The organism is Micromonospora sp. TSRI0369 (assembly GCF_001905625.1).
GTDB lineage: Bacteria > Actinomycetota > Actinomycetes > Mycobacteriales > Micromonosporaceae > Micromonospora > Micromonospora echinospora_A.
On the sequence record NZ_LIVU01000002.1, the window covers coordinates 578,920 to 602,361 of the forward strand.

The 23,442-nt window shown below is 74.2% G+C and carries 20 protein-coding genes; 12 read left to right on the top strand and 8 right to left on the bottom strand.

The window, feature by feature from the left end; translation table 11 throughout:
- The first annotated feature begins 63 nt into the window (after window positions 1-63).
- From AMK25_RS07925 to AMK25_RS07940, 4 genes are read left to right on the top strand one after another with little or no spacing between them, the layout of a single operon-like run.
- A complete protein-coding gene (locus AMK25_RS07925) occupies window positions 64-1,278 on the top strand; it encodes a glycosyltransferase (protein ID WP_241826280.1) in 1,215 nt (404 codons plus the stop codon).
- 28 nt (window positions 1,279-1,306) lie between these two features.
- On the top strand, window positions 1,307-1,870 hold the full coding sequence (locus tag AMK25_RS07930) for a hypothetical protein (RefSeq protein WP_073827472.1): 564 nt from the start codon (window positions 1,307-1,309) through the stop codon (window positions 1,868-1,870).
- Window positions 1,867-3,249 (top strand): glycosyltransferase, encoded by a 1,383-nt coding sequence (locus AMK25_RS07935; RefSeq protein WP_073827473.1) that lies wholly within the window; start codon window positions 1,867-1,869, stop codon window positions 3,247-3,249. Before AMK25_RS07930 ends, AMK25_RS07935 begins: the two co-directional genes overlap by 4 nt.
- Window positions 3,246-3,851, top strand: a complete 606-nt coding sequence (locus AMK25_RS07940; RefSeq protein ID WP_073827474.1) for a hypothetical protein — start codon at window positions 3,246-3,248, stop codon at window positions 3,849-3,851. Before AMK25_RS07935 ends, AMK25_RS07940 begins: the two co-directional genes overlap by 4 nt.
- Before the next feature lie 76 nt (window positions 3,852-3,927).
- Here the strand turns inward: AMK25_RS07940 and wecB are convergent, their stop codons facing one another.
- On the bottom strand, window positions 3,928-5,016 hold the full coding sequence (gene wecB / locus AMK25_RS07945) for a non-hydrolyzing UDP-N-acetylglucosamine 2-epimerase (protein ID WP_073827475.1): 1,089 nt from the start codon (window positions 5,014-5,016) through the stop codon (window positions 3,928-3,930).
- A 176-nt stretch (window positions 5,017-5,192) separates the two neighbouring features.
- Between wecB and AMK25_RS07950 the strand changes: the two genes are divergently transcribed.
- Window positions 5,193-6,653, top strand: a complete 1,461-nt coding sequence (locus AMK25_RS07950) for a hypothetical protein (RefSeq protein ID WP_073827476.1) — start codon at window positions 5,193-5,195, stop codon at window positions 6,651-6,653.
- A gap of 11 nt (window positions 6,654-6,664) precedes the next feature.
- Window positions 6,665-8,542, top strand: a complete 1,878-nt coding sequence (locus AMK25_RS07955; protein WP_073827477.1) for a hypothetical protein — start codon at window positions 6,665-6,667, stop codon at window positions 8,540-8,542.
- A gap of 9 nt (window positions 8,543-8,551) precedes the next feature.
- On the opposite strand, the gene AMK25_RS07960 is transcribed toward AMK25_RS07955, so the two are convergent.
- On the bottom strand, window positions 8,552-9,718 hold the full coding sequence (locus tag AMK25_RS07960) for a hypothetical protein (RefSeq protein ID WP_073827478.1): 1,167 nt from the start codon (window positions 9,716-9,718) through the stop codon (window positions 8,552-8,554).
- 322 nt (window positions 9,719-10,040) lie between these two features.
- Between AMK25_RS07960 and AMK25_RS07965 the strand changes: the two genes are divergently transcribed.
- From AMK25_RS07965 to AMK25_RS07975, 3 genes are all read left to right on the top strand, one after another.
- Complete coding sequence (locus AMK25_RS07965; protein WP_073827479.1) at window positions 10,041-11,606, top strand: glycosyltransferase family 2 protein; 1,566 nt, start codon at window positions 10,041-10,043, stop codon at window positions 11,604-11,606.
- Window positions 11,603-12,886 (top strand): nucleotide sugar dehydrogenase, encoded by a 1,284-nt coding sequence (locus AMK25_RS07970; RefSeq protein ID WP_073827480.1) that lies wholly within the window; start codon window positions 11,603-11,605, stop codon window positions 12,884-12,886. The genes AMK25_RS07965 and AMK25_RS07970 overlap by 4 nt, the downstream gene beginning before the upstream one ends.
- A 185-nt stretch (window positions 12,887-13,071) precedes the next feature.
- Complete coding sequence (locus AMK25_RS07975; RefSeq protein ID WP_073827788.1) at window positions 13,072-14,820, top strand: CDP-glycerol glycerophosphotransferase family protein; 1,749 nt, start codon at window positions 13,072-13,074, stop codon at window positions 14,818-14,820.
- A 56-nt stretch (window positions 14,821-14,876) separates the two neighbouring features.
- Here AMK25_RS07975 and AMK25_RS07980 read toward each other — a convergent pair whose 3' ends face one another.
- Window positions 14,877-15,419, bottom strand: a complete 543-nt coding sequence (locus AMK25_RS07980; RefSeq protein ID WP_073827481.1) for an acyltransferase — start codon at window positions 15,417-15,419, stop codon at window positions 14,877-14,879.
- A 65-nt stretch (window positions 15,420-15,484) separates the two neighbouring features.
- Window positions 15,485-15,823, bottom strand: coding sequence for a DUF952 domain-containing protein (locus AMK25_RS07985; RefSeq protein WP_073827482.1), 339 nt, complete (start codon window positions 15,821-15,823; stop codon window positions 15,485-15,487).
- Window positions 15,824-15,906: 83 nt separating this feature from the next.
- On the opposite strand from AMK25_RS07985, the gene AMK25_RS07990 reads away from it, so the two are divergent.
- Window positions 15,907-16,563 carry a response regulator transcription factor gene (locus AMK25_RS07990; RefSeq protein WP_073827483.1) on the top strand — a complete coding sequence of 219 codons (657 nt, stop codon included), beginning with the start codon at window positions 15,907-15,909 and terminating at the stop codon, window positions 16,561-16,563.
- 10 nt (window positions 16,564-16,573) lie between these two features.
- Window positions 16,574-18,043 (top strand): sensor histidine kinase, encoded by a 1,470-nt coding sequence (locus AMK25_RS07995; RefSeq protein ID WP_073827484.1) that lies wholly within the window; start codon window positions 16,574-16,576, stop codon window positions 18,041-18,043.
- A 47-nt stretch (window positions 18,044-18,090) separates the two neighbouring features.
- Here AMK25_RS07995 and AMK25_RS08000 read toward each other — a convergent pair whose 3' ends face one another.
- The 4 genes from AMK25_RS08000 to AMK25_RS08015 form a co-directional block, all read right to left on the bottom strand.
- Complete coding sequence (locus AMK25_RS08000) at window positions 18,091-19,032, bottom strand: TAXI family TRAP transporter solute-binding subunit (RefSeq protein ID WP_143194709.1); 942 nt, start codon at window positions 19,030-19,032, stop codon at window positions 18,091-18,093.
- A gap of 54 nt (window positions 19,033-19,086) precedes the next feature.
- Window positions 19,087-19,740 (bottom strand): hypothetical protein, encoded by a 654-nt coding sequence (locus tag AMK25_RS08005; RefSeq protein ID WP_073827486.1) that lies wholly within the window; start codon window positions 19,738-19,740, stop codon window positions 19,087-19,089.
- A 109-nt stretch (window positions 19,741-19,849) separates the two neighbouring features.
- Window positions 19,850-20,653 (bottom strand): peroxide stress protein YaaA, encoded by an 804-nt coding sequence (yaaA, locus tag AMK25_RS08010; RefSeq protein ID WP_083664685.1) that lies wholly within the window; start codon window positions 20,651-20,653, stop codon window positions 19,850-19,852.
- Window positions 20,654-20,669: 16 nt separating this feature from the next.
- Window positions 20,670-22,274, bottom strand: coding sequence for a hypothetical protein (locus AMK25_RS08015; RefSeq protein ID WP_073827487.1), 1,605 nt, complete (start codon window positions 22,272-22,274; stop codon window positions 20,670-20,672).
- A gap of 82 nt (window positions 22,275-22,356) precedes the next feature.
- Between AMK25_RS08015 and AMK25_RS08020 the strand changes: the two genes are divergently transcribed.
- Entirely contained in the window at window positions 22,357-23,433 is a 1,077-nt protein-coding gene (locus AMK25_RS08020; RefSeq protein ID WP_073827488.1) for an App1 family protein, read from the top strand.
- Window positions 23,434-23,442 lie beyond the last annotated feature (9 nt).

The window sequence follows — 23,442 nt, forward strand, 5'->3', positions numbered from 1 at the left end:
CGGCGAGCGCGGTTCGTGCATGTTAACGTGGCGCGGTCCCTACTTGCGGCGAGGAAGGTTCGGGTGCCGGCAACTTCTGCACGGGACGTCGTCGTCATCACGCCCTGGTTCCCGACCCGCGAACTGCCCTTCCGCGGCTCGTTCGTCCAGGCGATGGTCGACGCGACCGCACCGGTTTCCGACCGGATGACCGTCTATCACTGCGACGCCTGGGTGGCCGCCCTCGATCCGGCGGCTGAGCGCCGGGTCCGCGACGCCCACCGCGTCCTGCTCGGCCACGCGCGGCACCGCACCCCGACCGTCGGCGGCGCCGACCTGGTCTACGTGCCGGTGCCGGTGCCCCGCGGGCTGGGGCACGCGGAGATCGCCGACCGGCACGACGAGGCGCTGCGCGCGGCCCTCGGCGGCCGTCCGCTCACCGCCCCGGTCGTGCACGCCCACGTCGGGCTGCCCAGCGGCTGGGCGGCCATCCGCAACGCCGGACCGGACACCCGGGTCTACGTGACCGAGCACGCCAGCTTCCTGGACAAGGTGCTCGAGACCGCCCGTGGCCGGGAGATGTACGACGAGGTGCTCGACCGGTGCGCCGGTTTCCTCGCCGTGGGCGAGGGCGTCCGTGCCCCGCTGGTCGAGGCGTTCCCGCACCACGCGGACCGGATCGGGGCGATCGCCAACCCGATCTCCTTCGACCGGCCCCGCCACACGCCGATCACCGCGCTGCGCCGGTGGCTGTTCGTCGGCGCGCTCTCCGAGCTCAAGGGCGTACCGCTGCTGCTGGAGGCGTTCGCGCGGTGCCGGCAGGACGACCCGGCCCTGACGCTGACGCTGGTGGGGGAGGGCGCGCTGCTGGCGAGCCTGACCGCACGGGCGGCCGAGCTCGGGGTGGCAGACGCTGTCACGTTCACCGGGGCGGTCCCGCCCGAGCGGGCGCTGGAGCTGATGCGGGAGCACGACCTGCTGGTGCACCCGAGCCGCCGCGAGACCTTCGGGGTGGCGGTCATCGAGGCGATCGCGGCCGGGTTGCCCGTCCTGGTCACCCGGTGCGGCGGTCCGGAGCGGACGCTGGCCGGCATCGAGGACGCCGCCGGTCAGATGATCGACGTGACAGACGACCCGGAGACGATCGTCGCCGGATACCGGCGGCTGCGGTCCCGGTTCCCCGACGACCTCGAACCGGCCCACGCCCGTAAGGCGCTCGCCGACCGGTACGGCTACGCCGCCGTCGCCGAGACGCACCGCCGCCTGTGGTTCTCCGACGAGGCCGACCCGGCGGTCTGACGCCGGGCGCCGCAGCTGATGGAGTGAGATGCACGTCCTTTTCCTGTCCGTCGGGTCGGTCCGGCGGCGCGCGGTCGTGGAGGAGTCCCGCCAGGTGATCGCCGACGGGGGCGCTGCCACCGTGGTGGTCGACAAGATGGGCCCCTGGAGTCGTGAGACGTTCGCCACCGGCGTGCGGGTGATCGACCTGGCCGCCCTGCAACGTCGGCTGCCGGCCGACCGGGTCGAGCAGGCGGCGCTGTACAAGGCGCCCCGCAAGCTGCTGCGGACCATCGGCCGCGGCCCGCTGCGGAAGGTGTCGAAGCGGGCCGAGCGGGCGTTCCAGCGGCGCCTCGCCGACCCGGCGCACCGGGCGTTCGTGCGGATGCGCGGCGACCAGCGTGACCGGCTTCTCGCCCGCGCCTGTTCGCGCTCCCCGGTGGATGTGCTCGTCGTCACCGATCCGGTGGCGATGCCGTACGCCGTGCGCCTGCTCGAGCGTCGACGCGGTCACGCGAGCCCGAGGGTCTGCTTCAGCTACGACTACTCTGGAATGGCGACCGATGGCCAGAACCGACCCGACCCGGATTCCGCCCAGGGGGACAATTCATGACGCGCCCGACGCGCCGACCGCGCATCCTGTACCTGTCCTTCTACTTTCCGCCGTCGCGGGCCAGCGGCGTGTACCGGGCCCGGGCCACCGCGAATTACCTCGCCGAGCACGGCTGGGATGTGACCGCCTTCGCGTCGCCGCTGTCGTTCCTGCACCGCGTGATCGGCTCGGTCGACGAGCAGCTGGCCGAGACCGTGCACCCGTCGATCCAGGTGGAGCGGCCGAACATCAGCCACTTCGCCTGGGAACGTGACCTGCACGCCTACGGCCGGTTCCGGGGCATGTCGCCGATCCTGGCCCGCAACCTCTACAACTTCGGGTTGAAGAAGTTCTTCCCCGAGCACTACCTGTCCTGGGCGCTGGCGTCGGTGCGCAAGGCGCTGCGGATGCACGCCCGGCGGCGCTTCGACGTGGTGCTCGCCACCGGTAACCCGTTCGCCTCGTTCGCCGCCGCCTGGATGATCCACAAGGCCACCGGCGTGCCGTTCGCCGTCGACTACCGCGACGCCTGGACGCTCAACATGTTCACCGAGGAGCCGGGGTACGAGCCGGGACACCCCGCCTGGCGCTGGGAGCGCCGGATCCTGCGCGACGCCTCTGCCTCGATCTTCGTCAACCAGCCGCTGCTGTCCTGGTACGCCGACCGTTACCCGAACGCCGCGGACCGGATGATGGTTGTCCCCAACGGCTGGGACCCGGACCTGCTGACCCAGCTCGACGCGCCCGCGCCGCCGTCCGAGTCGGACCGCGACCGTCCGCTGCGCTTCGGCTTCCTCGGCACGATGAACAGCACCCAGCCGGTGGAGCAACTGGCCGAGGCGTTCCAGATCGCCCGGCGGCATCCCGACCTGGCCGACGCGGAGCTGAACATCCACGGTCACCTCGGCTACTTCAAGCAGGGCAAGACCGACCTCATCGCGCGGCTCGGACTGGTCGAGGGCGAGCAGGGGCACGCGCTGCCCGAGTACGGCATCCACTACCGGGGCCCGGTCTCCAAGACCGAGGTCGGCCGGGTCTACCAGGAGAGCGACGTGCTGGTCTTCCTGGCCGGCGGCGCGCGGTACGTCACCTCCGGGAAGATCTTCGAGTACATGGCGAGCGGCAGCCCGATCGTTTCGGTGCACGCGCCCGGCATCGCCGCGCAGGACGTGCTGGCCGGCTATCCCCTCTGGTTCAACCCGGAGAGCCTCGACGTGCACGACATCGCCGAGTCGATGATCGCCGCAGGCAAGGCGGCCCGGGACATGTCGGCGAAGCAGCGTGCCGAGGCGCGCGCGCACGCCGACACGTTCACCCGGCAGGCGGTCACGGCCCCGCTGGAGGCCAGGCTGCGCTCGATGGTCAGGCGCAAGATCGAGGCGGGAAGGATCGCATCGTGACGTTCGACGACGCAACCGGGAACCAGCCGCCCACTGTGGGCGCGCCCCGAACGCCGCGGGCGCTGCTGCTGGCGTTCAACCACAAACCGCACGAGAAGGTCGTGGCGCTGGCCGAGCGGCTCCTCGACGAGGGCGCCCGGCTGGACGTGGTGGTCCTCAGCGACACGAACTGGGCGGACCTGGCCGGCCGGCCCAACGTGCGGCTGTTCACCCTCGGCGCCGCCGAGAAGCGGCACCCGCTGCTGCGCACCGAGCGGATCGTGGTCACCAGCGGGCCCCGGCGAGTGGCCCGCGGGCTGAGCCGGCTGGCCGGCGGCGGCCCGGCGAGCGGGCTCAGCCGGCGGCAGGAGCGCCTGAGCCGGGCGTTCCACAAGCGGGTGTTCATGAAGGCGTACTCGAACGTGCGCCCGCTGGTGCTGTCCCGGCTGGCCGACAAGCGGCTGTCCGAACTGGACCTGGAGCGCGACCCGGTCGACCTGATCGTGGCCTCCGACGCGCTGTCCATCACGCTCGGCTGGCGGCTGGCCCGCCGCTTCCCGAAGGTGGTCGCCACCACCTCGCTCGACCCGCCCCCGTTGGCGCAGCTCACCGCGGCGGCCTGACGCCGTCCGCGGCACCATCGGAAACGGCCCGCCGGACACCGTCGATCGCGACGGCGTCCGGCGGGCCGGTCCGATTTCAGCGGGCGTGCTCGGCGAGCACCCGGACCACGTTCTCGGCCGCGCGGCCGTCACCGTACGGGTTGCCCCGCGCGGCGGACGGCCGGGCCCGGGTGGCGGTCTGCACCCAGCCGGCGGAGCCCAGCGCCGACGGGTCCGGCACCAGCCGGTTCCAGTCGTCGGCGAGCGTCTCCACCCACTCCGTCTCCGGGCGCAGCGTGGTGCAGGGCCGGTCCAGCAGGTAGGCCTCCTTCTGCAGGCCGCCCGAGTCGGTCACCACACCGACGGAGCCGAGCACCGCGGCCACCATGCCGCCGTACGGCAGGGGCCGGCCCACGTGCAGCGCGCCGCCACCGAGCTTGATGCCGTGCTCCTCGGCCCGGGCCAGCAGGCGCGGGTGCGCCAGCAGGGCGACCGGCACCGGCAGCTCGGCGAGCGCGCCCACCAGCGCGGCCAGCCGCGCCGGGTCGTCGGTGTTCTCCGCCCGGTGCAGCGTGGCCAGCAGGTACGGCGCGTCCGGGTCGATGCCCGCCGGCAGCTCGGGGCGGGGCTGGTCACCGGCCAGCACCGCGTCGCGTACCCGCAGGCACACGTCGACCATCACGTCGCCGACCAGCACCGAACGCGCGGCCAGGCCCTCGGCCGACAGGTGGCGCACCGCCTCCTCGGTGGGCGCCAGCAGCAGGTCGGCGCAGTGGTCGGTGAGGACCCGGTTGTGCTCCTCCGGCATCCGGCGGTTGAACGAGCGCAGCCCCGCCTCCAGGTGGGCCACCGGCAGGTGCATCTTCACCGCGGACAGCGCCCCGGCGAGCGTGGAGTTGGTGTCGCCGTACACCAGCACCCAGTCGGGTCGTTCGGCCGCGAGCACCGGGTCCAGGGCGGCCAGCGTCTTGCCGGTCTGCACGCCGTGGCTGCCGGAGCCGATACCCAGGTGCACGTCCGGGTCGGGAATGCCGAGCCCGGAGAAGAAGACGTCGGAGAGGTCGGCGTCGTAGTGCTGCCCGGTGTGCACGATGACGTGCTCGTGCTCCGTGGCGGCGAACGCCGCGGCGATCGGTGCGAGTTTGACCAGCTGGGGCCGGGCGCCAACGATGCTGACGACCTTCATGTGGGTGATCCCTCCGATTGACTGTCCGTCCGACCGGGGCGGCGTCCGTGGGCGCCCCGCGGAACCGGCTGAGCCGGCCGGTGAGGGGAACCCCCACGCGGGCGATCCAGGCTAACATCGGGGCATTCCGCTTCTGGACGCCGACAAGGCCGGCACGAGCGCGAGGAAATCCCGTCATGGTCGAGTCGTCGGTCGTTCAAGAGCGCCCGCAGGAGCCGGCTGAGCCGTCCGCTGCCCGGCGGTCGCGTTCCCGGCCGCGCCCCGCGCAGCTCGTGCTCGCGGGGCTGGTCGTCGCGTTCGTCGCCGCCCGGCTGAGCATCGCCGCGCGGGCCGAGGCGTTCCGCACCTTCGACACCCGGTCGTACGCCGGGCTGCTCGACGGGCCGAACCCGACCGCGACGCTCTCCTTCACCGGGCACGCGCCGCGCCTGTGGGGCACCCCGCTGCTCTACACGCTCGCCGGCAGCGATCCCGCCCGCGCGTGGGCGCAGGCCCTGATCAGCACCGCGGCGTGGGTGGTGCTCGTGCTGGCGCTGTGGACGCTGCTGCGCGGCACGACCACCCGGGTCTGCGCCGGGGTCGCGCTGTTCGTGCTGGCGCTGACCCGGGCGGTCTACGTGTGGGACCACACGCTGACCGCCGAGTCGCTGTCCATCAGCCTCGGCCTGCTCGCGTTCGGCCTGCTGGTGCTCTGGGTGCGCCGGCGGTCGTGGCCGCTGCTCGCCGCGACGGTAGTGGTCACCGTGTGGTGGATGTTCGTCCGGCAGGACATGCTGCTGTTCATCGCGTTGGTGCCGGCGGTGCTGGCGGTGCTGGCGTGGCGCAGCCGTCCGCACCGCTGGGCGGCGGTGGTGGCGCTGGTCGCGATCGGCGCCGGGCTGGGCTGGAACGCGGCGCTGCTCGGCCCCACCGACGAGACGTTCGCCAAGTGGAGCGCCTCGGGCCGTTCGCAGACCGACGAGACGTTCCTCTACCGGCTGATGGTCGAGGTGCAGCGCGACCCGGAGATGCGCCAGGTCTACCACCGTGAGCTCGGCATGCCGCGGTGCGTGGCGATCGAGGACCCGAGCCTGGTCCGGCGGTGGAACGTCCGCAAGTTCTCCGAGGCGTACGCGAACTGCCCGGAGCTGCAGCGGTGGGCCGAGGAGCACGAGATGGCCATCGGTTTCCGGTACGCGGTGGCCGAGCCGGATCACTACCGCGAGATCATGGTCGGCCGGATCCTGCCGATGGCGCTGGGCAGCACCGAGTTGCACACGTACGGCCGCCCGGTGTCGATGCTGCCGGAAGCGGTTGAGAAGGTCTGGTACCCGCGCCGTGGCCTGGTGCTGCCGCTGCTCGCCGGCGCCGTCGTGGCGATGGTGCTGGCGTGCGTGCTCACCGGCGCGGTCCGCCGGCGGCCGTGGCTCGTCCTGGCCGGCGTGCTCGGTGTGGTGGTGAGCCTGGTCAGTGTGCTCGCCAGCCTCATGCTGTCCGCCGGGGAGTACAGCCGGTTCGGCATCCAGGAGGCGATCTACCTGCGGATCAGCCTGGTGGTGCTGGCCGTGGCGGCGCTCGACGCGGCGCTGACCAGGCCGTGGAGACGCGCCGGGCGGGCGGCCCGGGGGGTGCCGGGCGACGACGCCGTGCGGCCGTAAACTCCTGCCTCATGACCGTTCCGGACACCCGTCCCACCGACCCCGCTGCGGCCACTCCCGGCGACAGTTCGCCCGGCGACACGGCGGTGAGCCGGGCGCCGGAGCCGGCGGAGACCGCGACGGACGACGGCGGCCGCGCCGAGGCCGGCGACGGGGCCGGTGACCGGCCGGTGCGGCGGTGGAGCCGGTGGGACGCCGTGGTCGCGGCGATCTATCTGGCCTGGGCGCTCCTGGTGACCGCCCGCGGGTGGCGCAACCCGGACGGGCGCCTGCTCGGCAGCCGCCCGGACGACCAGGGGTTCAACGAGTGGATGCTGGCGTACGCGGCGCACGCGGTCCGGCACCTGGAGAACCCGTTCTTCACCACCGCGCAGAACGCCCCCGACGGCGTGAACCTGATGACCAACGTCGGCATGCAGCTGCCCGGGATCCTGCTGTCGCCGGTGACGCTGCTGTTCGGCGCCCCGACGGCGTACGTGCTGCTGATGACGCTCAACCTGGTCGGCACCGGCTACGCCTGGTACCACGTGCTGTCCCGGCACGTGGTGCGGTCCCGCGCCGCCGCGTTCGTCGGCGGCCTGTTCTGCGCGTTCGCGCCGGCGTTGGTGTCGCACAGCAACGGGCACCCGCACATGACCGCGCAGTGGCTGGTGCCGCTCATCGGCTGGCGGGTGCTGGCGCTGGCCCGGGGCGGTCGGGTGCTGCGGGACGGGCTGGTGCTCGGCGCGCTGATCGCGGCACAGTTCTTCATCAGCGTGGAGATCCTCTTCCTGCTCGCGCTCGGCTGCCTGCTCGCCGCGCTGGCCCATCTCGCGCTGGCGCCGAAGGTCGCGTTGCGGCGCGCCCCCCGGCTGCTGGGCGGGCTGGGGGTGGCCGGAGCGCTGGTCGCTGTCGTCACCGCGTACCCGTTGTGGATGCAGTTCTTCGGGCCGCAGCACCGGATGGGGCACCCCGGCGGCCCCGACGTGTACGCCCTGAAGCTCGGCTCCTACGTGCGCTACGCGACCGAGTCGATCGCCGGCAGCCCGACCAGCGCCGGCGGGTGGGGCCCGAACACCACCGAGCAGGTCAGCTTCTACGGCTGGTCGCTGGTGGTGGTGGCGGTCGCCGCCGCGTGGTGGCTGCGCAGGGAGATCACCGTCCGGGTGCTGACCCTGGTCGCCGTGGTGTGCGCGCTGCTGTCGATGGGCACCACCTGGACCTGGGGCACCGAGCGAACCACGATCCCGGCGCCGTTCGCGCTGCTGCAGCACCTTCCGGTCTTCGACGCCGTGGTGGTGGCCCGCTTCGGGTTCATCACCACCATGGCCGTCGGTGTCCTGCTGGCGCTGGCTCTGGACCGGGTGGCGCGTCTCGCGCGCGCCGGGGACCGGCTGCCGGCCCGGATCGCGGCCGTCGCGGTCGCTGCCGCTCTGGTGCCGATCCTGCCCACCCCGCTGCCGGCCCAGGGCCGTCCCGCGGTGCCGGACTTCGTCACCGCCGGCACCTGGCGTGACCATGTGGCTCCCGGCCGCACCCTGGTGCCGGTGCCGGTGGCGAACATGACCTCGGTCTACTGGGGTTCGGCCGCGCTGGCCGAGTTCGCGGTCCCGCAGGGCTACTTTCTCGCTCCCACGTCCAAGGACGACCCGACCGGGCGGTGGGGCGTCGAGCCGCAGCCGACGGCGAAGCTGCTCACGCTGGTCGCGGAGGGCAAGCGCGGCACCGCGGTGACGCCGGCCGAGGTCGCCCAGGCCCGCGCCGACGCCCGCTACTGGCGGGCGGACGCGGTGGCGCTGCCCAAGCACCGCCGGCAGGACGACCTGCGCGTGGTGCTCGACGCCCTGTACGGGCCGGGCCGCCAGGTCGACGACGTGTGGCTCTGGGACGTGCGGCCCTTCAGCAGCTGAGCGGGGCGGTCACGGCGACCGGTTCCAGATGATCAGGACATAGCCGCCGAAGTAGGCGGAGAGGATCAGCAGCGGGGCCAGCACGGTGACCGCCCGGGCCCAGCCGGCCCGGGCCAGCGCGACGGCGACTGGTAGCAGGAGCGGGAACGCGGGCAGCAGGAAGCGCGCCTTCGCGTGGTAGTAGCCGGCCGCGCCGAGCGTGGTGAGCAGGATGAGGCCGCTGTAGAGCAGGAGCTGCCAGGGCTGCCGGTCGAGGGCGCTGAGCACGAACAGCGCCAGGGCGATCAGCACCACGAGCGTCACCACGTACATGGTCAGCGCCGAGGGCTGCGCCAGGACCCGCTGCGCCACCCGGACCGTGTCGGCGCCGAAGTCGAAGGTGGTGCCCCAGCCGGCGTCCTGGATGTGGAACCAGCCGTCCGGCCGCCCGGTCTGCCGGCCGACCCAGGCCAGGTACCCGAGCCAGCCGGCCGGGGCGATCACCAGCGCCGCCCACGGGCGCCAGCCGTCGCGGCGGCGCAGCGCCGCGATCAGCGCGGCGAGACAGACCACGGCGAGCAGCGCGGAGCCGGTCGGCCGGGTCAGTCCGGCACACAGGCTGAGCACGGCGGCGAGGAGCCACGAGCGCCGCAGCAGGGCGTACAGGGACCACGCGGCGAACGCGGTGAAGATCCCCTCGCTGTAGCTCATGTTCTGCACGATGCTGTGCGGCAGCACGCCCCACAGCACGGCGAGCAGGATGCCGACGCGACGGTCGTACAGCCACTCGCCGACGGCGAACAGGCCCCACGCGGCGGCGAGCGCGGCGAGCGCGGCGACAGCCAGCGCGGTGGCGCGCGCGCCGAGCGGGGTTAACGGCTCCAGCGCCCCGACCACCCGTGGGTAGAGGGGGAAGAAGGCCATGTCGCTCTGGACCCGGGCGTAGCCGTCGTAGCCTTCGCGCGCGATCCGCAGGTACCACACGCCGTCGGACTCGGTGAGCAGCGCGGCCGGCCGGGCCCCGGTGGCGCGGGCCCAGAGCCAGAGCGTGACCAGCCCGACGGCCCGGACGGCGGCGTAGCCGACGAGCGCGGGCAGGGCGTTGCGGAAGGCGGTCGCCAGCCGGTGCCCGAAGGAGGCCCGGTGCTGGGAAACCGTCTCCGCGGGCGGCTGTTGGCCGCGCGTCGGTGCGGTCATGCGTGGTCCTGTCCGAGTGATCTTCGCCCCCGGCGTCGGGCGTCCGGGGCGTCGGCGACCGGCTCCGGAACCGGCGGGAGTGCACGCCCGGAGCCGGGTGCAGGGTAGCAACGGCGACACCGGTTTCCCGGCGCGGCCGGGCACCGGCCTCCCGTGCGGCGCTTGTCGTACACTCGCTCGGGTCGCACGTGCGACGCTGGTTGACACGGAGACGGACGGGCATGGGTTCTGACGGGGCGATCTCTGCGGCGGACCTGGGGGCGGCAGCCGCGGCACGGGGCGCCGTCACGATCGACAACTCGGCCCGGACGGCGGCCGGGCGGTGAGCCGACCGGACGTCACGGTCGTCGTCGCGGTGTACAACACCATGCCGGACCTCACCACCTGCCTCGAATCGCTCGTCAACCAGACGATCGGGCACGACCGGCTGCAGATCGTCGCGGTCGACGACGGCTCCACCGACGGCAGCGGCGCGGAGCTGGACCGGTTCGCGGCGGCGTACCCCTCGGTCCTGACGGTGGTGCACCAGCCCAACTCCGGCGGCCCGGCCGCCCCGAGCAACCGGGCGCTCGACCTGGCCACCGGCCGGTACGTGTTCTTCATCGGCGCGGACGACCACCTGGGCCGCGAGGCGCTGGAGCGGCTGGTGTCGGCGGCCGACCGCTGGGGCTCGGACGTGGTGCTCGGCCGCATGGTCGGCGTGAACAAGCGCTACGTGCACCAGGAGATCTACGACCGCACCCGCTCCGACATCGACCTGTTCGACTCGCCGCTGCCGTTCTCGCTGTCGAACACGAAGCTGTTCCGGCGGGACCTCGTCGAGCGTCACCACCTGCGCTTCCCGGAGGACATGGCGGTCGGCAGCGACCAGCCGTTCACGTTGGAGGCGTGCCTGCGGGCGGCCCGCATCTCGGTGCTCGCCGACTACGACTACTACTTCGCGGTCAAGCGGCTCAACTCCACGAACATCACCTACCGCAGCGACCACCTCGCCCGGCTGGAGTGCGTGGAGCGCATCGTCCGGTTCGTGGCCGACATGGTGGAGCCGGGGCAGCGGCGCGACGCGGTGCTGCGGCGCCACTTCGCCTGGGAGATCGCCAAGCTGTTCCGCCCCGACTACCTCAAGCTCGACGCCGAGACCCGGGAGCAGGTCCGGGCGCGGGTCGGCAAGCTGGTCCGGGAGTACCTCACCGATGGCATCCGCGCCCGGCTCGACGCGGCCACGCGCGTGCTCGTCGGCACCGCCGCGTACGGCCGGCCGGAGGACCTGCTGGCGATCATCCGGCTGACCGCGACGGACGGCCTGCCCTCGACAGTGGTCCGCGACCAGCGCTGGTTCGCCGCGTTCCCGGGTTTCGGCGAGGCGGGTGGCCTGAGTGACGAATGGTACGAGCTGGAGCCGGCCGCGAGCCGTTGGCTCGCCGCCCTGACCGCGGTTTCGGTACGCTCGGTGACCGGGCCCGACGGTGACCGGCGGGTCCAGATCTTCGCCCGCAGTCCCCGGCCGGATCTCGCGGACCTGGTCGGCGGGGACATGTCCGTGCGGGTGGGTGAGGCGGACGCCGCGGTGCGGCTGCTGCCCGCCGACCCGATGGGCACGACAGTGGAGGCCACGTTCCGGCTCCAGGATCTGGCGGCCGACCTCGGCCCGGCGGGCACGACCCGGGCGGTCCGCGTCCGGGTGGCCGACAGCGCCGCCGTCCCGGTGCGGGGGTTCCGGCCGCCGCTGATCCACCGGGTGGTGTACCGCGACGGCACCCGACTGCATCTGGTCACGATCAACAACAACCACAAAGGTCACTTGGCGTTCACCGTCTGGCCGGTGACGCTTCGCCGGGTCGCGGCCCGTCTTCGGCGCCGGCTCCCCCGAGGAGGAAGTAGTTCATGAACATCTGCGTCGTCGCGCTCGGCAAGATCGGTCTGCCGCTGGCCGTGCAGTTCGCGTCCAAGGGGCACCGGGTGATCGGCGCCGACGTCTCCGAGCGGGTCGTCCAGCTGGTGAACGACGGTGCGGTGCCCTTCCCGGGTGAGGCGGACCTGGACGTCAAGCTGAAGGAGACGGTCGCCGCCGGCCTGCTGTCGGCCACCACCGACACCGCCGCCGCGGTCGCCGAGTCGGAGGCGGTCGTCGTGGTCGTGCCGCTGTTCGTGGACGCCGACGGCGTGCCGGACTTCGGCTGGATGGACGACGCCACCCGGGCCATCGCCCGTGGGCTGAAGCCGGGCACGCTGGTCAGCTACGAGACCACGCTGCCGGTCGGCACCACCCGCGACCGCTGGGCGCCGATGCTCGCCGAGGGTTCCGGCCTCACCGCCGGCACCGACTTCCACCTGGTGTTCAGCCCCGAGCGGGTGCTCACCGGCCGGGTCTTCGCCGACCTGCGCCGCTACCCGAAGCTGGTCGGCGGCATCGACGAGACGTCGGCCGCGCACGGCGTCCGGTTCTACGAGGCGGTGCTCGACTTCGACGAGCGGCCCGACCTGGACCGCCCCAACGGCGTGTGGGACCTCGGCTCGGCCGAGGCGTCCGAGCTGGCCAAGCTCGCCGAGACGACCTACCGGGACGTGAACATCGGCCTGGCGAACCAGTTCGCCCGCTTCGCCGACACCGTCGGCGTGGACGTCACCAAGGTCATCGAGGCGTGCAACACGCAGCCGTACAGCCACATCCACTCGCCGGGCATCGCGGTCGGCGGCCACTGCATCCCGATCTACCCGCGGATGTACCTGTGGAACGACCCGGCCGCCACTGTGGTGCGTTCGGCCCGCGAGGCCAACGCTGCCATGCCGGAGTACGCGGTCGACCTGCTCGCCGCCGCGTACGGCGACCTGACCGGGGCCGGCGTGCTGGTGCTCGGCGCCGCCTACCGCGGTGGCGTCAAGGAGACCGCGTTCTCCGGCGTCTTCCCGACCGTCGAGGCGCTGCGCCGCCGGGGCGCGGTGCCGTACGTGTCGGACCCGATGTACACGAACGAGGAGCTGGCCGCGCACGGCCTGCCCGGTTACGACGGCGAGCCGCTCGGCGCCGCGGTGATCCAGGCCGACCACGCGGAGTACCGCACGCTCTCCCCGGCCGACCTGCCCGGCGTGACGGTGCTCGTCGACGGCCGGCGGGTCACCGACCCGGCGCGCTGGACCGGCGTGCGCCGGGTGGTCATCGGAGGCTGACCGCACCGACACCCGGGCCCCGGCCGTGCTCACGGCCGGGGCCCGTCGCGTGCCGCCGTCGGGAGATCGTGGTCCGCCGTTCACCTGCCGGACACCCCGGCAATACTTGTGTCATGTGGCCCGTTTAGGGTCGCAGCGGTCCGAATCGAACCTGGCCGAGGTCGGGGCAGACAGGGAGCGTGTCGTTGTTGAGCAGAATTCGCAGCCAGCAGGGTCTCGCCGCGGTGGGCGCGACGCTCCTCGGCTACGCGGTCATGGTCCTCTCCGGAGTGCTCGGCCTGGTGGTGCCGTACGCGGTGGCCGCCGTGGTCGCCATCGCCGGTGAACTGGCCCTGGCCGGGCGGCACAGCGGGACCGCCGAACTGCTCGACAAGGCCGGTCTCGGCGAGACCTTCCGGCGGCTGGTGCGGGACCTGTCGATGGTCCTGCTGGTGGTCGTCTCGGCCCGTCCCGGCGTGGCCGGCACGATCGCGGTGCTGCTGCTGCCCGCCGCGCTCTGGACCGTGGCGGTCGCCACGAACGCGGTGACCAAGGTGATGGACGGGCGGGTGGACCCCCCGGCGTACACCCGCAACATCGACCTCGGCGGGCTGCGCCGCGTCCCGGTACCGCCGGGCTGGGCGCGGCGGATGGCCGGGCTGCGCATGCCGCTGCTCAACGTGCTGCTGGTGCCGGCGGCGGTGGTCGCCGCCGCGCTCGACCAGGTCACCCCGGTGGTGGTCACCGGCCTGGTGACGCTCGCTGTCGGCCTGCTCACCGCCGCGGTGCTGGCGCTGACCGCGCTGCGCGGCCGGGGCAGCCAGCCGGGCGTGCTGCCGGCCGTGCACGACTGGCTCGCCCGGGAACGGCCCGAGGTCGCGCTCTACTTCGCCGGCCCGGCCAAGGACGTCTACCAGGCCAACATGTGGCTCGCGCCGGTCGAGGCGACCGGCCGCCGCGCGGTGGTGCTGCTGCGCGCCGCGGACGCGTTCGAGCAGCTCGCCGACACCCGGCTGCCGGTGGTCTGCGTGCCGGCCGGCGTCGACTTCATGAACCTCGACCTCAGCTCGCTGCGCGTGGCCCTGTACGCCGCGAACGTCGGCGCCAACATCCACCTGCTGCGCGAACCGGGCGTGAAGCACGTCTTCGTCGGCCACGGCGACAGCGACAAGCAGGCGAGCGTGAACCCGTACAGCAAGGTGTACGACGAGGTCTGGGTGGCCGGGCCGGCCGGGCGGGAGCGGTACGCGCGCGCCGACGTCGGGGTGCTGGACCGGGACATCGTGGAGGTCGGCCGGCCGCAGCTCGCCGGGGTGCACACGTTCGGCTCCGGCGCCGCCGACCACCGCTTCACAGTGCTCTACGCGCCCACCTGGGAGGGCTGGCTCGACGACGACCCGTACCACACCTCGCTGGTGCTGATGGGGGAGCGGATCGTCTCCGGGCTGCTCGCCGCCGGGGACGTGCGGGTGATCTACAAGCCGCACCCGCTGACCGGCAGCCGGTCGGCGAAGGCGCGGGCCGTGCACGAGCGGATCGTGGGCCGGATCAAGGCGGCCGGCGGCGAGACCGACCCGTCCTCGCTGGACGGGACCGCGCACCTGGTGGTCACCGGCCGCACGCCGGGGCTGTTCGACTGCTTCAACGTCACCGACCTGCTGGTCAGCGACGTGTCCAGCGTGGTCTCCGACTTCGTGCAGAGTGAGCGGCCGTACGTGGTGGCGAACCCGGCCGGCCTGCCCGAGGACGAGTTCCGGCGGCAGTTCCCGACCGCGCGGGCGGCGTACCTGCTCTCGGCGGACTGCGGTGAGCTGGCGAAGATCCTCGACGTGACCCGGGCCGGCGACGACCCGCTGACCGGAGCGCGGCGGGAGCTGAAGGAGTACCTGCTCGGCCCGGCCGGGTCGAACCCGATGGACCGCTTCCGGGACGAGATCGGCCGGCTCTGCGGCTGAGACGTACCGACGACGAGGGGCGACGACCGGCGTGGTCGTCGCCCCTCGTCGCCTGTTCAGCCCTGGTGCGGCGGGCTGTCGACGTCGCGGGAGACGACCTCGCCCTTGGCGTCCACCCAGCCCTTCGGCCGGGCCGGGTTGCCGGCCACCAGCTGGTACGGCTTGACGTCGCGGGTCACCACCGAACCGGCCGCGATCATCGCGTACTCGCCCACCTCGATGCCGCAGACGAGCGTGGCGTTCGCGCCGATCGAGGCGCCGCGGCGGACCAGCGTCGGGGTGATCGTCCAGTCCGGATTCTGCGCGCGCGGGCGGAAGTCGTTGGTGAACACCGCGCAGGGGCCCACGAACACCTCGTCCTCGAGGGTCACGCCCTGGTAGACCGAGACGTTGTTCTGGATCTTCACCAGGTCGCCCACCGTGACGCCCGCGTCGACGTAGACGTTGCGGCCGATCACGCAGCCGGCGCCGACCTGTGCGCTCGACCGGATGTGCGCCAGGTGCCAGACCTTGGTGCCGTCGCCGACCTTGGCGCCGTCCTCCACGTCGGCCGTCGGGTGGACGAAGACGGAGGCGGACCGGTCGTTGCTGTCAGTCATCTCAACTCGCATCGTGGCAGGGCGCGTCGCGCCGTCGGGCGGGCTCGACGCAGCATAACGAGCGCTCACCCGAGCAGTTCGGCCACCGCGTCGGCGGCGGGCCGGTCCGCCGGCAGCGGATGCGCGGCGACCACCGCGTCCACCGGCAGCGCGGCGTACAGGTGCGGGAACAGCGCGCCGCCGCGGGACACCTCCCAGCGCAGCGCGTCGCCGAGCCGCGCCTCGTCCACCGCGAGCAGAGTCAGGCCGGTGACCCCGGCGAAGACCCGGCGGGCCGTCTCCACCACCTGGTCGGCGGCGGAGAGATGGACGTAGCCGTCCTGCCGGTCCATCGCGGTGCCGGTGAACCGCCCGGCGGCCCGTGCCCCGGCCCACTCGTCGTCGGAGAGAATCTTGTAGATCACGGCAGCAGCCTAGAGCGCGCTCGCGTCCCGGCGGCGCGTCTGCCACCATTCGCAGGGCACTTGTCGAGCGGAGGGAGGAACGGGTGCGGATCCTCCTGGTCGAGGACGACCGTCGGGTCGCCGCCGCGCTGTCGTCCGCGCTGACCCGGCGCGGCTACCAGGTGGAACACGCGGCCACAGTCGCCGCGGCGCTCTCCGCCGCCCCCTGCGACCTGGTGCTGCTCGACCTGACGCTGCCCGACGGCGACGGCACCGAGGTGTGCCGCGAGCTGCGCCGGCGCAGCAGCCAGCTCGGCATCATCGCGGTGACCGCGCGCGGCGAGGAACGCGACCGGGTGCTGGGCCTGCGGCTGGGCGCCGACGACTACGTGGTCAAGCCGTTCTCGATGGTGGAGTTGCAGGCGCGGATCGAGGCGGTGCTGCGCCGCGCCGCGCACACCGTCCCGGAGCGTCACCTCATCGAGGCCGGGTCGGTGCGCATCGACGTCGGCGGCCGGACGGTGAGCGTGGCCGGCCGGGACGTGGCGCTGACCCGCAAGGAGTTCGACATCCTGCTCTCGCTGGCCCGCCAGCCGGGGGTGGCGGTGCCGCGCGAGCGGATCCTGCTCGACGTGTGGGGCACCACCTGGGCCGACCGGCACACGGTGGAGGTGCACGTCGGGTCGCTGCGCGGCAAGCTCGGCGACGCGACACTCGTGGAGACCGTACGCGGGGTCGGCTACCGGCTCCGCGGCGCGTGAGGAGGGGCCCGTGCGTCGCCGGCTGGTGATCAGCTACCTGCTGCTGATGGTGCTCGTCCTGATCGCCCTGGAGACGCCGCTGGCGTTCACGCTGGCCTCCCGGGAAACCGACCGGGTACGCGCCGACCGCCTCGCCGACGCCACCCGCTTCGCCTCGCTGGCCGGCCCGGCGCTGCGCGGCGGCAGTCCCGGCCCGCTCGACGGGGAACTGGCCGCCTACGATGCCCTCTACAACATCGGCGCAGCGGTGGTGGACCGGGAGCGCCGTACCGTGGCCGCCTCGTCGGCCTGGGAGCCGGGCGCGGGCACCGGCCCGGCGCTCGACACCGCGCTGTCCGGGCAGCAGTTCAGCGGGCCGGAGTCGGTCTGGCCGTGGGGCGACGGGCCGGTGGTGACGGCCGTGCCGATCAACGACGGCGGCGAGGTGCTCGGCGCCGTGGTGACCACCAGCCCGGCGGACGGGGTACGCCGTACCGTCAGCACATGGTGGCTGCTGCTGGCCGGCATCGGCCTGCTCGCGGTGCTGGCCTGCGTCTCCACCGCGTTCGGGCTGGCCGGCTGGGTGCTGCGCCCGGTCACCGAGCTGGACGCGGTGACCCACGAGATCGCCGAGGGCCGCCGGACCGCGCGGGTACGCCCCCGGCTCGGGCCACCCGAGCTGCGCCGGCTCGCGACGAGCTTCAACGACATGGCCGACGCGGTCTCCGACGTGATGGACCGGCAGCGCGCGTTCGTCGCGCACGCCAGCCACCAGCTCCGCAACCCGCTGACCGCGTTGCGGCTGCGGGTGGAGGAACTGGGTCCCAGCCTCGGCGACGCCGACGGGCGGGCCGAGCACCGGCTCGCGCTGGAGGAGACCGACCGCCTGGCCACCGTGCTCGACGCGCTGCTGACCCTGGCCCGCGCCGAGCGGGAGGAGAACCAGCGGGTCACCGTGGACGCCGCCGCCTCGGCCGCCTCCCGGGTGGCGGCCTGGCTGCCGCTGGCCCGGCACCGCGAGGTCGCGCTGCGCCTCGACGCGGACGGCACGCCGGTGTACGCCCGCACCGTTCCCACCGCCATCGACCAGGCGCTGGACGCCCTGATCGACAACGCGGTGAAGTTCAGCGGGGTCGGGGGAGAGGTGACGGTGACCGTCCGGGCCGCCGAGGGCGGTACGGCGCTCACCGTCCGGGACACCGGCCCGGGCATGACGGCCAGCCAGCTGGACCAGGCCACCGAGCGGTTCTGGCGGGCGCCGGACGTGCAGAACGTGGACGGCGCGGGACTCGGGCTGACCATCGCCGCGGTGCTCGTGGACGCCTCGGACGGCCGGCTCACCATGCGCCAGGGCGAGCCCCGGGGTCTGGTCGCCGAGTTGTGGTTCCCGGCGCCGGCCGGCGACCCGGGTGAGGCCGGCGACAAGGCCGCGGCGGACAGCCCGGCCGAGGCCGGCGGCACGGTGGGCGCCCGGCGCGACGGCGAGCCGGTCAGCCGCTGACCGCGCCCGGGCCGCAGCCCACAGCCGGGTAGCGGACCGCGCCCGGGTCAGGGCTTGGCGGCGCGGTACCACTGCGCCGCGCCCGGGTGCAGCGGCAGCGGGGTGGTGACGATCGCCGACCGGGGGCTCATCCGTCCCGCCGCCGGGTGGGCGGCGGCCAGTTCCGCCCTGCGCTCCATCAGCAGCCGGGTCACGTCACGCACCAGCGAGGTGGGCAGGTCGGCGCGGACGATCAGGTAGTTCGGGTTGGCCACGGTGCTGACCGGTTCCGCCTGGTACATGGAGCGGGGGATGTCCCGGGTCACGTAGACCTGCCCGTACCCGCGGCGCAGCGACTCGGTCCACTCGCCCAGGTCCACGATCCGCAGCGAGGTCCGCTCGGCCAGGTCGGCGACGCCGCGTACGGGCAGTCCGCCGGAGAAGAAGAACGCGTCGATCCGGCCGTCCCGCAGGGCGGTCATCGAGTCGTCCAACCCGAGGTGCTCCTGGCGGATCCGGCTGCCGTCGAGCTGGGCCACCTTCAGCAGGCGAGTGGCGGTGATCTCGGTGCCGGACCCGTCGGCGCCCACCGAGACCCGGTGGCCACGCAGGTCGGCGAGCGTGCGGATCGGCCCGCCGGCGCGGGTGACCAGGTGCAGCAGGTCGTCGTAGACGCGGGCCACGGCGAGCACGGACGGGTGCTCGGGTTCACGCGGCGGAAGCACGTCGGCCTGGGTGAAGCCCAGTTCCGCCGCGCCGGAGCCGACCAGCCGGACGTTCTGCGCCGAGGCGGCGGTGACCACCACCTCGGCCCGTACCCCGGGCAGCTCCCGGTTGAGCACGGCGGCGAGCGACTGGCCGAAGGCGTGGTAGACGGCGGTCGGGCTGCCGGTGGCGATGCGGATGCGGGTCGGCTCGGCCGGCTCGTCCCGGCATCCGGCCAGGCCGGAGACGAGCAGCAGCGCCAGCACGAGCGGGGCGGCGGCGCGCACAGGCCAGTGTCGGCTCACGGGCTGCACTCTGCGCCGTGCACCCGCCGCCGCGCAAGCCCACCGCCGGGCCGGTCAGCCGGCCGCGGCCAGCTCCGCGCTCTCGGTGATGCGGGTCCGGTACTCCCCGTTGGGCACGATCACCAGGAAGCAGCCCGCACCCGGCCGCAGCGCCGCCGGCACCTCCAGCAGCGCCGCGCTGCGGACCAGCACCGCCGCCAGGTCGCGGTCGGCCAGCCGGATGCCGAGGCAGTGCCGGCGTACGTGCCGGCCACCGGCGAGCAGCGCCGCCCGCCAGGCCGCCGCCGCCAGCCGGGGCCGCCAGAGCCGCCGTGCCGCCGAGGCGCCCGGGAACGGCCCGCCGAGCAGCTCCCGGCGGCCCTGCCGCCAGCCGGTGGTGAGCAGATTCGCGTACGCCGCCCGGTGCTGCGGCGGCACCGCCAGCCGGTGCAGCTCGTACCGGCGGCGCAGGCCACCGGTGGTCAGTTCGTGCCGCACCGGCACGTCGAGCCGCCCCAGCAGCTGCCGCATCCGGTGCGCCGCGTCCTCGCGGTTGAACTCGGCGATCCCGCCCCGGTGCGGTCCGGGGTCCAGGCGGCGTACGTCGGCGGCCGGCGGCGGCGTGCAGCGCACCATGCAGGCGATCTCGAAGGCGTCGGTCAGGGTCAGCCAGTCCAGCGGCGGGGACGGGCGGGGGCGGTCGAGCAGCGAGGTGGGCTCGGCGAGCATCGGCTCAGCTCCTCGGGTCAGAGTCGGGGTACCTCTACCGTCGTCGCCAACCGCCGGGCCGGGAACCGATGCGGCCGAGCCTTGAGCAAAATTTGCGGGAAGCCCGCCGTCAGAGTTCGGTGACCACCAGGTCGACCTGCCGCGGCCGCCCGGCCGACCGCGGTGCCTCCTCGACCGTGTACTTGAGGTCCCGCAGCGCGCCCACCAGCGCGTCGGCGGTGCGCGGCCGGGCGTCGGCGAGCAGCAGGTCCCGCACCAGGCGGCCCTTCGTCGCCTTGTTGAAGTGGCTCACCACCGACCGGGTCGGCGTGCCGTCCACGGTCCGCTCGTGCAGTACCCGCACCGTCACCGTGCGCTCGGCGAGCGCGCCGCCCGGCGTCCAGGTCGCCGCGTACGCGCCGGAGCGCAGGTCCAGCACCGGGCCGCGTCCCGCGGCGGGCTCCAGCACCGGGCCGAGCGCGGAACGCCAGTACGCCGACAGCGCCCCGAGCCCGGGCAGCCGCGCCCCGATCGGGCAGCGGTACGGCGGGATCCGGTCGGCGAGGCGTACCGTGCCCCACAGGCCGGAGCTGATCAGCACCTGGCGGCGGGCCGCCCGCTGCGCGTCGGCGGGCAGCGTGTCCAGCCCGAGCGCCTCGTAGAGCACCCCGGTGTAGAGCCGCCCGGCGGGGGCCGTGGCCGCCTCCCGGAGCCGGGCGTTGCGCCGCAGCTCGCCGCGCTGCCCCTCGGTCAGGCCCAGCGCGGTCCGGGCCGCCGCCTCGTCCGGCCCGGCGCACAGGTCGACGAGCGCGGTCAGCACCGCCTCCCGGGCCGGGTTCAGCTCGGTCAGGGACAGCCGGGACAGGTCCAGCCGGCGGCCGGTGCCGGCCTCGGCCTTCCCCTCCGACGGGGGCAGCAGGATGAGCACCGGCACAGCGTACGGGCCGGGCTCAGCGCCACGGCCGCACGGCACGGTCGGGGTGGTACACGCGACTGCCGCCCACCTCGGCCACCACCGCCGCGTCGGCGCGCTCGCCCAGCAGCCGCCGCAGCGTGCGCTCGGCGGGGGAGCCGACGTCCAGCACGTACCCGGGCCGCGCCGCGCGCGCCACCCGCTGCCAGTACGCCGGATAGCGGTTCTGCCCCGGCGTCAGCGCGCCGTCGAGCACGCCGCAGGCGACAGTCTCCCCGGTGTTGAAGATCAGCCGGTTGCAGGTCCAGTAGTCCCCGTACACCTCGTGCAGGCCGGCCCGCCGGACCGTGTCCGCCAGCCGCCGGGCCGCCTGCTCCTCGGCGCGTACGCCCGGCACGCCGGCCAGGAACGCCACGGTGCCGGCCAGCGTCGCGGCGGTCAGCCCGGCCAGCACCGCCGCCGCCGTGGCGCCGCCGAGCCGGGCCGCCCACCCGGCGGTGCCTCGCAGCGCGTGCGCGGCGGCCAGCCAGAGCGGCCACAGCACGGCCGGCAGCGAGATCTGCAGCACCGACAGGTAGCGGGCGTTGCCCAGCGGGTCGGTCGCGGCGAGCGGGCTGCGCACGTACGCCAGCAGGGTCAGCGCCGCGCCCACGACCGGGGCGAGGATCGCCGCGGCCCGGACCCGCGCGGCGTGGTCGGCGGCCCGGCGGTACGCGAGCAGGCCGAGCGCGGCGGCGGCCACCAGCAGCACCGGGTAGAGCAGGCCGAACCACTGCGCCCAGCGCGCGCAGCCGTCCATCGGGCACAGGCCGGACGCCAGCGGCACCCCCTCCAGCAGTCCGCCGCGCAGCCGCTCGGCGAGCGACGGCGCGACGCCCTCCTTGGTGCTGATCTCGCGGAACACCGACAGCGAGTCCTGCCCGGTCGGCGCGACGATGTTGTCCTTGACCACCGGGGCGATCCCGGCGGCGAAGCCCGCCACCAGCAGCACGCCCGGCCAGCCGATCAGCTCCCGGGGCACCGCCAGGACCAGCACCACGCCCGCCACCAGCAGGTACGGCGTGATCAGCCAGTCCGACCAGAGCGCCAGCCCGGCGAGCAGCCCGAACGTGCCGGTGGCCAGCCAGCGGTGCCGGACCCGGTCCTCACCGAGGGCGACCGCGAGCAGCAGCATCGCCAGCACCGCCGGCTTCACCTCGGGCCGGCCCCCGACCACTGTGAGCTGGTCGCGGACCACCCGCTCCGAGCCGAGCGCCAGCAGGCCCACCACGACCACGGCGAGCCAGGGGGAGAACAGGCGGCGGGTCAGCCGGTACGCCAGCCACAGGAACACCGCGAAGAGCGCGACCAGCGGCAGCCGCAGCACCGGCCAGCTCGGGCCGGCCCAGCCGACCAGCGGCGCGGCCAGGTAGGACTCCAGCACGCCCATGTAGCGCTGGCCGTAGAGGAAGACCGGCCGCTCACCGCGCTCCGCGATGTGCAGCGCGGCCAAACCGAACGTCGCCTCGTCGCTGTTCGAGGCGGGCACCGTGAGCAGCGTCAGCACCAGCCGGTAGCCGACCCCCGCGACGCCGAGCAGCAGCGCCACCAGCGCCGGCGCGTCCGGACGCGGCCGTACCCGGTCCCGCTTCGTCGTCGACACGACCAACGCCCCCGTCGTCGTCCCGACCGCAGTCTGTCACGGCGCCGCCCGGCGCCGGGGCGGATCGGCGTGGATCACTCGCGTGGCCCGGCCGCTCCGGTTGTGGCACTGTTGCCGTGTGCCGCCCACACCACCGGACCAGCTGGCCGTTCCGCAACTGCACCGCGCCGCGCGCTTCGAGGACGCCGTGCACGGCCTGGTGGAACGCCGGTTGCGGCGCACCGGATGGCAGCCCAACATCATCGCGTACGCGGGCTACGGCGCCCCGGGCTGGGCGCGCGTGCTCTGCCGGGTGCTGCTCGGCCGCCCGGACACGCGGCGGCGGGGCCGGCTGGACAAGGTGCGGGGCTGGCGCAGCTTCGCCACGCTGCCCGCGAAGCACGTGAAGGTGACCATCGAGGCCGACGGCGTGCGCCAGGAGGTGACCGCGGACCGCAGCGGGTTCGTCGACACCGTGATCGAGGCCGACTTCACCCCCGGCTGGGGCTGCGTACGCCTCAGCGTCGCCGACGCCGAGCCGGTGGAGGCGCTGGTCCGCGTGCTCGACCCGGCCGTCCGTTTCGGCATCCTCTCCGACATCGACGACACGGTCATGGTGACCGCGCTGCCCCGGCCGCTGCTGGCCGCGTGGAACACGTTCGTGCTGGACGAGCACGCCCGCACCGCAGTGCCGGGCATGGCGGTGCTGTACGAGCGGCTGGCCACCGCCCACCCGGGCGCGCCGGTCTTCTACCTGTCCACCGGCGCTTGGAACGTCGCGCCGACGCTGACCCGGTTCCTGTCCCGGCACCTCTACCCGGCCGGGCCGCTGCTGCTCACCGACTGGGGGCCGACCGCGGACCGCTGGTTCCGCAGCGGCCGGGAACACAAGCGGGCCACGCTGGCCCGGCTGGCCCGGGAGTTCCCCGAGGTGCGGTGGCTGCTGATCGGCGACGACGGGCAGCACGACCCGGAGATCTACCGGGAGTTCGCCGCCGCGCACCCGGACCACGTCGCCGGGGTGGCGATCCGGCAGCTGTCGCCGACGCAGTCGGTGCTCGCAGGCAGCCTCCCGGCACCGCCCGGACGTTCCTCGTCGGGCCCGATCGGCCAGAAGTGGCTCAGCGCCCCCGACGGCGCCGGCCTCTGGAAGCTCCTGCGCGAAGCCGACCTGGTCTGACTCCTGCGG

Excerpts from the sequence above, each read along its gene's own strand:
- AMK25_RS07930 (WP_073827472.1), top strand. The coding sequence starts at position 1,307 with ATGCACGTCCTTTTCCTGTCCGTCGGGTCGGTCCGGCGGCGCGCGGTC.
- AMK25_RS07935 (WP_073827473.1), top strand. The coding sequence starts at position 1,867 with ATGACGCGCCCGACGCGCCGACCGCGCATCCTGTACCTGTCCTTCTAC.
- wecB (WP_073827475.1), bottom strand. The coding sequence starts at position 5,016 with ATGAAGGTCGTCAGCATCGTTGGCGCCCGGCCCCAGCTGGTCAAACTC.
- AMK25_RS07950 (WP_073827476.1), top strand. The coding sequence starts at position 5,193 with ATGGTCGAGTCGTCGGTCGTTCAAGAGCGCCCGCAGGAGCCGGCTGAG.
- AMK25_RS07955 (WP_073827477.1), top strand. The coding sequence starts at position 6,665 with ATGACCGTTCCGGACACCCGTCCCACCGACCCCGCTGCGGCCACTCCC.
- AMK25_RS07960 (WP_073827478.1), bottom strand. The coding sequence starts at position 9,718 with ATGACCGCACCGACGCGCGGCCAACAGCCGCCCGCGGAGACGGTTTCC.
- AMK25_RS07970 (WP_073827480.1), top strand. The coding sequence starts at position 11,603 with ATGAACATCTGCGTCGTCGCGCTCGGCAAGATCGGTCTGCCGCTGGCC.
- AMK25_RS07980 (WP_073827481.1), bottom strand. The coding sequence starts at position 15,419 with ATGACTGACAGCAACGACCGGTCCGCCTCCGTCTTCGTCCACCCGACG.
- AMK25_RS08005 (WP_073827486.1), bottom strand. The coding sequence starts at position 19,740 with ATGCTCGCCGAGCCCACCTCGCTGCTCGACCGCCCCCGCCCGTCCCCG.